Source organism: Candidatus Rhabdochlamydia sp. W815 (assembly GCF_018642185.1).
Classification (GTDB): Bacteria; Chlamydiota; Chlamydiia; order Chlamydiales; family Rhabdochlamydiaceae; genus Rhabdochlamydia; species Rhabdochlamydia oedothoracis.
Window position 1 is genome coordinate 1 of the sequence record NZ_JAAVTY010000067.1, and the last position, 8,155, is coordinate 8,155.

The following is an 8,155-nucleotide window of genomic DNA, read 5'->3' on the forward strand; positions in this document are numbered from 1 at the left end:
TGTGTTTGATTGTTAAAAATCACAATAGAGATTCTTTCATCGCCTGCCTATTCTTTTTTTAATTCTTCTGTGCACTTCAAACTTGAAAAGACTTCCCATTTAGGATAATCTATGGGTAACATACGCCACTGGCAACCACTTTTTAAAATGTACAAAATTCCACAAAAGATATAAAATGCTTTTTTCTTCTGATTGAAGGGCTTCTGCAATCCCTCGTACATCATTTTTATCGGTCTTACCTTGTTCATTTAATACACAGATAAAAGTTCTTTTCATTGATACATCTAATCCAATATAATGCTTCATGGGTTGCTTCTCATTTTTTTTGCTCTTTAACGAGCAGTTTTGAGATTTGAAAAAATCTCGTTTATATTGGAGAGTTTAACCTACTCCGTTTAAGGAGAAACCCCTTTTTTGTGTACAATTATGGCATGTCTGTTAGTAAGTATCTAGGTCGAGGCAAACCAAAAAATGGGGCTGAAAAGGTCATAGTTGACTATAAAATGGAAACATCGTTTAGAAGAAATCAAGAAAAAATTAACAATATCTTGAATAAGAAGGGAAGATTTATTTTGGCTACTAACGAATTGGATTCAGAAGGCTATAAAGATAAACAAATACTAGAGGAATATAAAGAACAGCAGAATGTGGAGGGAGGATTTCGTTTTTTAAAAGATCCTTGGTTTATGGTCGACTCTATTTTTCTTAAATTACCCAGAAGAATAGAAGCTCTGATGATGATAATGACTTTATGTTTAATGATTTATAATATTGGCCAATATAGGTTAAGAGAGCAACTGAAAGCACAAAAAAGTACTTTACTTAAATCAGCTGAGTCAAGGAAGTGGCAAACACTTTAAGGTGGATGTTCCAAGTTATGGAAGGAATAGGTGTGGTCTATTTTTACGATGAATTGCTTTCATACACTATTCGAGAAGTGATCACTAATCTCAACGAGATTCGGAGAAAAATCATTTTATTATTTGGGGAAACAGCTACTCGAATGTATGGATTAATTCAAAAAAATCGCGCTGTAGGTCTAGGAATGTAGGATTTATCAGCTTTAAGGATGACTTAAAAATGCCTAAGAAAAAGCACTCCATTACCTTATTAGAAGTTTTGATTGGCTTGATTCTAGCAGGGATCATATTGAGTTTTCTATTTTCTTTGCTTAGGCAAACGTTAGAGAAAAAGCAGGAAATCACTCAACTAAAACAAACCATTTTTCCTCGTGAAATGATGCGTTTGAGAATGAATCAAATCATAAATTCTCTGGCTAAAAACGAATCTGGTATCTATGTAGATTCCTATGAAGATCATCCCGCATTGTCTTTTTACTATAAGAATAAAGATAAAGATATAAATTTTTGTGGAACGATTCATTCTATGCTTTATGTAAATGAACATAAGCAGCTTGTTTTAAGCACTTTTTCTAAACAAAATAGTAAAAGGGATGAGGTCTTATTAGAAAATATTCAAGCTTTTACCTTTGAGGTATTTGACCCAACAAAAGCTATTTGGGAATCTAAATGGCTAAAAACAAAAACACAACTTCCTGAAATGATTTGCCTACACTTAAAAATAGATCAGGATACCTATGATCTGGTGTTATTTGTTACAGAACCAAAAAATCCTATTATCTATATTGTAAAATCATGAATGTAATCCCCTTTATTCTTGCAATTTTTGCGATTTTTACTTTCCTATCCAACTCCTTATTAAAGGATATAAAAGAGACAGGAGTATTAATACATAAGATAGAAGATTTTTACCAGTCGAAACAAAAACACTTTAATGGCGTAGCAGGTCTTAGCTATAAGTCACTTACAACACAAAAACAAGGAAATACGCCTAAAGCTCCGGTAAAACGCAGGACAGAATACAAATCTCCTCGTCTTTCACAAGCACTCAAAGGGTCGCAATTGAATCTGTATCCTTTAATTCAAGAACAAGAACCTCAAAACCATCCTTTTTATGCTATTACAGCTAGGCTTTTATGTCTGATCTACCCAACTATATTACCCGATAACCAAGCAGCTTGCACTTTGTTAAATGCTTTGCTTGCTAAAGCAAAAATACTAAACGAACCTATTTTGAGCGAACTTATGCCAGAAGACCCTCTTCTACAAGAGAGCTATTATAAAATCATTCAAGGGACTAACCAATACGATATTCAACAAAAAAAAGGAATCCCACCGCTTGCCGATTTTTTCATGATTCATAAAAACAGAGCTTGTTGTTATTTATGCTCCGCTCATTTTTTTGTTTTACAAGCAATGTTTGGAGAGGAGTTCACTCATAAAATTATTGCAGGTGAAAAGAAGAAGTGGGAAAGCGGGAAAACAAAACTATTCAATAAACAAGAACTAGAATCTTTGATTAAACAATACCCAACAGAAACAGCTTTGTATGAAACCATCAAAAAATATTGCCGAGCACAATTACATCAAAAAAAGACAGTTTCTAAAAAAACCCAAAATGGACTCAGCTTTAGAAAAGAGGATTAAACAGGTAGTATCCGTTTTAACTTAGGCAACAAAATAGTAAAGGTAGTCCCTACGCCTATTTCAGATTTTACCGAAATAACCCCGTGGTGGTTTTCGATAATGGTCTTTACAATGGAAAGACCCAAGCCGGCTCCTCCTAAACGTCTTGAATGCGCTTTATCTACGGTGTAAAATCTCTCAAAAATATGCTCAAGATCTGCTGTTGGGATGCCTATCCCCTTGTCTTGGATGGTAATAGAGACCTCTTCTGATAGTTGTGTAATTTGCACCAAAATTTCAGCCGGAGGAGGAGAGTATTTGGCAGCATTATCCAATAGGTTAATAACTGCTAATTCTAAGATATCTGGATCAGCTGCTACAAGAATTGATTCCTCACTTTTCTCAATGTGAATCTTAGCCTTTTCATAAATGGACAATACGACTTGGCGACAGGTTTCTACAACAGCTACCACATCACATTCTGTAAATCGAGAGGGAGGAAGATTTTCTAAATCAGCTAGAGTCAATAGATTTTTGACCAAGCTATCCATACGCTGACAATTACGAACGATTTTCTCCGTGATTTCTATAACAACATCGCGCGGCAGGTCTGGCAAATCCTGCAGAGTCTCCGCAAAACCTGTAATAATGGTAATGGGAGTGCGCAATTCATGAGAAGCATTTGCTACAAAATCTTTCCCCATCTCCAGTACTTTGTAATGACTGGTATTATCCTGCAGAACCACAATAGCTCCACTTCGATGGTTTTTAGGGGCTGCAATAAGATCGATATATTTCTTCTTTCCATTGATAACGATCATAGAATCGGTTAGTAAAGCACGTTTTTTTTGGCAGCTTTCTAGCAATTGTCTACATTTATTGAGTAACTTGGCATCAGGTGTTTCTTCCAAAATAAAAGTAAACCTATTTCCTAATACTTCTTTTTTAGATAACCTTAGCATTTTACTAGCCATAAAATTGATATAGCGAATATGCATCTCTGCATCTACCGCGATAACTCCTTCTCCTAGGGAATCTAAAATAGCTTCTTTTTCATTTCTCTCATCAACAATTTGTTTAATGTGAAGACGTAAATGCTCTGAAAGAGAATTTAATGTTTGTGCTAATTGATAAAACTGATCTTTTTCATCGATAGAATCGCTCAACACAATCGGATTAATGACGGTTTCTACTCCTAACTGATAGGGTTTGATCGCACGAATAATTTGTTGAATAGGATAATTAATCCGATGAAAAATCAACCAAGTAATTGCAGCAAAAAATAGCATGGCCAGAAAGCAGAAAGCCAAAAACCACATTTCAAATTCACGAGTAAATTCATGCATTTGAGAAAAGGGAATAGCTGTTCGCAAAATGTATGTTTGGTTATTTACATGAAAGGGAAGCGTAATATACGCCAGCTTTTCTGCTTCTTGTTTATTATAACCTATAAAATACACAATTTTGTGCCCTAAAGCATCTACAACCTCTGAGTGTGTTAAAGGATTTATCTCTTCTCTTTTAGTCACTTGTTTTAAAGAAGAATCATATAATGCTTCGCCTTTATCATTAAAAAGAGAGACATGAAAAAAGATATAGTCATCTGCATCTTGCAGAAGAGTTAAAATTTGCTGTTCATTTCGTGCTTTCTCTAATAAATTCACAAGGTAAGAAGTACTTACATGTAAACTATTAAATAGGATTCTTTGCACCGATTTAGTAATAAACGGAAAAGCAAAAGCAATGAAAACCACAAATAAAAAAATATGGCTGAGTATGATTTTTTGACGAAATCCAAGCTTGTTTTTCATAATGATTTATAGCTTTTTTTTATGATTATTCGTGTGGGTCAATGGGGTAAAAGAAACGATATCCTTCTTCTGTAATAAGAATCATATCTTCATACCGCACTCCACCAATATCTGGTAGATATAATCCTGGTTCAATTGTTACAACCATATTTTTTTGCAAAACCACTTGTGCTTCCTTCCCTTGGTGAGAAATTCGAGGAAATTCATGCGTTCTTAAACCAATTCCATGACCTAGACTATGCACAAAAAATGGCTCTAAATCATGTTTTTTAAACACCTCTCGTGCTGCTAAATCAAGTTCTGCAAGTATGGTTCCTGGAATACAAAGATCTAAAGCTGCTTTTTGAGCTTGCTTTACAATCTGATATAAATAAGAAAGCTGTAAGTGCGGTTCTTCAAAAAAAACAACTCGTGTCATATCGGAATGATAGTGATCGACAACGACTCCAATATCTATTAAAACGATATCTTTTGATTGTAAGGCCACATTTTGGCTATGGTAATGAGGCATTGCACTATTTTTACCAAAAGCAATAATGGGTTCAAAAGCCAAGCTATCCGCCCCTTGCTGCAAACAGAAAATCTCAAATTCTTTAGCCAATTCCTTTTCTGTAATCCCCACTTTTAAAAGAGAACAAATATGAGAAAAACCTCGTCTTAAGAGTTGAGCGCTCATGGTAATCTTCCCAATCTCAAACGCATCTTTAATCGCTCTTACATTTTTAAGTAAGCTAGAATGAGCAATGAAATCTTTGTTATATTTCTGCAGCTCAAGATATCGCTCATAAGAGACCTTTTCAGAATCAAAGGCTATTTTTTTAAACAAGCTATGTGCAAAAAATTCTTCCCAAGCAACCTGTTGATCTCTTTCAACTGCTACAACTGCTTTTTCTATAGCTGATTGAAAATATCGATCATCTACAAGTAAAAGCTGCTTTTTTCGAGTCAACAAAAGAGATCCTTTAGATAGAGATAAACCGGTCAAGTAATAGAGATCTATGGGATCTTCAATTAAACATGCTTCTATAGAACTCTCTAACTGCTCCCATAACCTAGCTATTCTTTTCAAAAAAACTTCCTTTTCATTTAAACCAATCATCTATTTGTACCTTTGTAATACAACTTATAATCCTTTTGCCTAAAGGGCAAAAAAGAGGATCTGGTAAACAAAGCAATTGCTCTACTAACCTCAGGGCTCTATCTTGTGAAAATGGCTGTTTATTTTTACGAACCCATCTGCATAAAATGGCTGCATATCTTCTATTCCTCTCTTCTTTATTACCTTGTAAACACTCTAACATGAGATCTCTTACTTGATCTTGTTTCATAAATGCAGGTATAGCCTCTACTAAAAAAGCAGTCTTGCCAATGGGATAAACTCTCAAACCTAGCTGATGCAATTCATCTAATATGCACAATATCCCCTCGCTTTCTGCTTTGGAAAAAACTATAGTATCGGGTAATAACAAGGCTTGTGATCCCTTAGGTTCTTGATTTTTCCTCATTTTATCGAATAAAATCTTTGATTCTGCTGCATATAAATCAATCCCTATCATGGCTATGGTTTCTTTTGTGTCTATTATTTTCAATAAAGCAGATTGAGGATGTAAAAAAAGATAATGAGAAAATAACCCTATGATCTCTATTGCATCTATAAATGATTCTTGTTTGAATTTAGGTAAAGATTCACATAAAATATGTGCAGATGGTTCTTTTATCCAAAAAGAGGTTTCTTGATGCCCATATGAAATAGGCATGAGTCCAGTTTGATTTCCGCTTCTTTTTTCTAACGCTTTTTCCACAGCTAATTGAATCAAATTTTTGGTATATTTTTCTTCCTTTAAACGAATTTCTTTTTTTTGTGGGTGGACATTCACATCTATTAAATGCGGAGCAATTGTACAATGTAGAACAAATAAAGGATGACGATCTTTTTCAATGCGCGTAGAAAAAGCATCTCGCACTGCATAACTAAAAATAGGGCAAACAACAACTCGACGATTGACAAATAGGTACTGCCCCGAACGATTTACGCGCACTTTTAAAGGAGAGGCTACAAATCCCATGACCTCAAAACTTTCTTGCTTATGTGCAATTGTATGAATATCCTCTACAAAATCATTACTAAGCAGAGTCTTAGCACGCATAAGTATTTCTTCTTGCCTATTTTCAGAAGCACAAAAATCAAAAACTCTCTTATCCTGATGCCATAAAGAAAGCCCTGTTTCTGGATAAGCTAAACTCAAAAAAGTCATTAATTTGGTAATCTCTGCACTACTTGCTGAAACACTTTTTTGAAACTTTTTGCGAGCAGGAACGTTATAAAATAAAGAACGCACCTCCACACTACTTCCCTTCACTCTAGGAGCAGGATCTATGGATAAAACCCTACCAGCTTCTACTTCCAGCTTAACCCCTACCGATGCATAAGAAGTAATTAATGTAACCTTAGAAATAGCAGCAATCGAAGAGAGTGCCTCTCCTCTAAATCCCATTGTAGATAAATAAGATAAATCTTCTACTTTCTGGATTTTAGATGTAGCATGATGTGTAAAACAAAGCAGAGCGTCATCTCGGCTCATACCTGATCCATTATCACTAACAGTAATGCTTTGAAATCCTCCACTCAAGATTTCCACTTTAATTTGAGATGCTCTTGCATCAACAGCATTTTCCACCAGTTCTTTTACTACAGATGCCGGATTCTCTATTACTTCCCCTGCAGCAATCTGATTAATGGTTTGTTCATCTAAAGTTCTGATCTTCATATAGCTCTAAAAATACCGATATAAATACGATTACAATAGTATAAAGAACAAGATATAAAAGAACACACTCGAAGTCTCCTTATTTTCCTCAGGGCTTACGCATGAAGAATTTCCTTTGCACCTATCAGATCTAATAAATAATCTTTACGACATGATGCATAGATGTGCTGATAATATCATGAAGGCTATATAGTTGATTGCGCGTCTTTCTTGGGTCTGGTAATTTCGAAAAATGCATCATAATAGATGAAGAATGAATGAATCCTTCCATTTTATACTCCTTATGAAAAAGGAGCCAGAATCATTTTTTATCTCTCAATTATCAAGAAAAATCTTCATGCGTTGGCCCTGTTATTTTCCTAAGGATAGTTTTACTGTAGAACATACTTCCTATATTAAAAAATAGTGCTCCTTCCCAAAATCTTAAGGTTAACTTAAAATAAATATTTAATTGATTTTCAATTTTCGATTGAAAAATAAATATTTAATTGATATCTGGTTTTATTGCTTGAAAACGACCTTTTAATCAAAAAAATAGGAAGGTAAGTATGTCTATTTCAGCTTTTCAAGACGTTTGCCGCATACATAACATTTCTACATCTGCTTGTAATGGAACAGCAGACAATTTTTATCCAGAATGCCCTGAAACAAAAAAGATGGTTATACGATTTTGGGAAAATAATGGAGCAAAATTTAACATTAATAAAGCTAACCAAGACGGATCTGTTGTATTTGACCCTCTTAATAGGGAAATAACATTCCCAAATGAAACACAGCTTCAAAAATTAGATCAAGCAGTTCAAGATTGTGTTTCTAAGCTCTTTGATTGTTTAAAAGAAGAAACTCTTCCTATAACAAAAGAACGAGTCATGATCATAATTGGTGACACAGTTGCTAAACCTCAAGTAGAAGAGAGTTCTTCTTTTTCCCAAGTAATCTAAACGCTATATTGCATGCAGGAATTAAACATTCTTGCATGCTTGCAAAGGCATCTATAGTGGTTCCGATTCAATCGTATAGAAAAATATTTTGTTTTGTGTTAAGCTATTGAGTATGAAAAAACTGATCCCTAGCCAGAGAGCTGACTTAG

General features: G+C 34.5%; 9 protein-coding genes and 1 pseudogene. 5 read left to right on the plus strand and 5 right to left on the minus strand.

What is annotated here, in order from left to right:
- Nucleotides 1–95 precede the first annotated feature (95 nt).
- Nucleotides 96–173: pseudogene (locus RHOW815_RS09080) on the minus strand (transposase); the annotation flags it as partial.
- A gap of 258 nt (nt 174–431) precedes the next feature.
- Here RHOW815_RS09080 and RHOW815_RS05380 point away from each other — a divergent pair.
- Genes RHOW815_RS05380 through RHOW815_RS05395 form a run of 4 tightly spaced genes read left to right on the plus strand, consistent with a single transcriptional unit; the run spans nt 432 to nt 2,507 of the window.
- Nucleotides 432–860 (plus strand): IS1634 family transposase, encoded by a 429-nt coding sequence (locus RHOW815_RS05380; protein ID WP_215217309.1) that lies wholly within the window; start codon nt 432–434, stop codon nt 858–860.
- Between the two features lie 5 nt (nt 861–865).
- Nucleotides 866–1,051: a hypothetical protein gene (locus tag RHOW815_RS05385; protein WP_215217310.1), complete on the plus strand. Its 186-nt coding sequence runs from the start codon at nt 866–868 to the stop codon at nt 1,049–1,051.
- Between the two features lie 29 nt (nt 1,052–1,080).
- On the plus strand, nt 1,081–1,659 hold the full coding sequence (locus RHOW815_RS05390) for a type II secretion system protein (RefSeq protein ID WP_215217311.1): 579 nt from the start codon (nt 1,081–1,083) through the stop codon (nt 1,657–1,659).
- Nucleotides 1,656–2,507 carry a hypothetical protein gene (locus RHOW815_RS05395; RefSeq protein ID WP_215217312.1) on the plus strand — a complete coding sequence of 284 codons (852 nt, stop codon included), beginning with the start codon at nt 1,656–1,658 and terminating at the stop codon, nt 2,505–2,507. Before RHOW815_RS05390 ends, RHOW815_RS05395 begins: the two co-directional genes overlap by 4 nt.
- Here the strand turns inward: RHOW815_RS05395 and RHOW815_RS05400 are convergent.
- The 4 genes from RHOW815_RS05400 to RHOW815_RS05415 all read right to left on the minus strand — a co-directional run bounded on the left by RHOW815_RS05400 (nt 2,504) and on the right by RHOW815_RS05415 (nt 7,336).
- Nucleotides 2,504–4,297 (minus strand): sensor histidine kinase, encoded by a 1,794-nt coding sequence (locus tag RHOW815_RS05400; protein WP_215217313.1) that lies wholly within the window; start codon nt 4,295–4,297, stop codon nt 2,504–2,506. The two genes, RHOW815_RS05395 and RHOW815_RS05400, sit on opposite strands and share 4 nt — an antisense overlap.
- 25 nt (nt 4,298–4,322) lie before the next feature.
- Nucleotides 4,323–5,396 carry a M24 family metallopeptidase gene (locus RHOW815_RS05405; RefSeq protein WP_215217314.1) on the minus strand — a complete coding sequence of 358 codons (1,074 nt, stop codon included), beginning with the start codon at nt 5,394–5,396 and terminating at the stop codon, nt 4,323–4,325.
- Nucleotides 5,380–7,065 (minus strand): DNA mismatch repair endonuclease MutL, encoded by a 1,686-nt coding sequence (mutL, locus tag RHOW815_RS05410; RefSeq protein ID WP_215217315.1) that lies wholly within the window; start codon nt 7,063–7,065, stop codon nt 5,380–5,382. The genes RHOW815_RS05405 and mutL overlap by 17 nt, the downstream gene beginning before the upstream one ends.
- 130 nt (nt 7,066–7,195) lie before the next feature.
- On the minus strand, nt 7,196–7,336 hold the full coding sequence (locus RHOW815_RS05415; protein WP_215217316.1) for a transposase family protein: 141 nt from the start codon (nt 7,334–7,336) through the stop codon (nt 7,196–7,198).
- A gap of 277 nt (nt 7,337–7,613) precedes the next feature.
- Here RHOW815_RS05415 and RHOW815_RS05420 point away from each other — a divergent pair, with 277 nt between their 5' ends.
- Nucleotides 7,614–8,006, plus strand: coding sequence for a hypothetical protein (locus RHOW815_RS05420; RefSeq protein WP_215217317.1), 393 nt, complete (start codon nt 7,614–7,616; stop codon nt 8,004–8,006).
- Nucleotides 8,007–8,155: the final 149 nt, after the last annotated feature.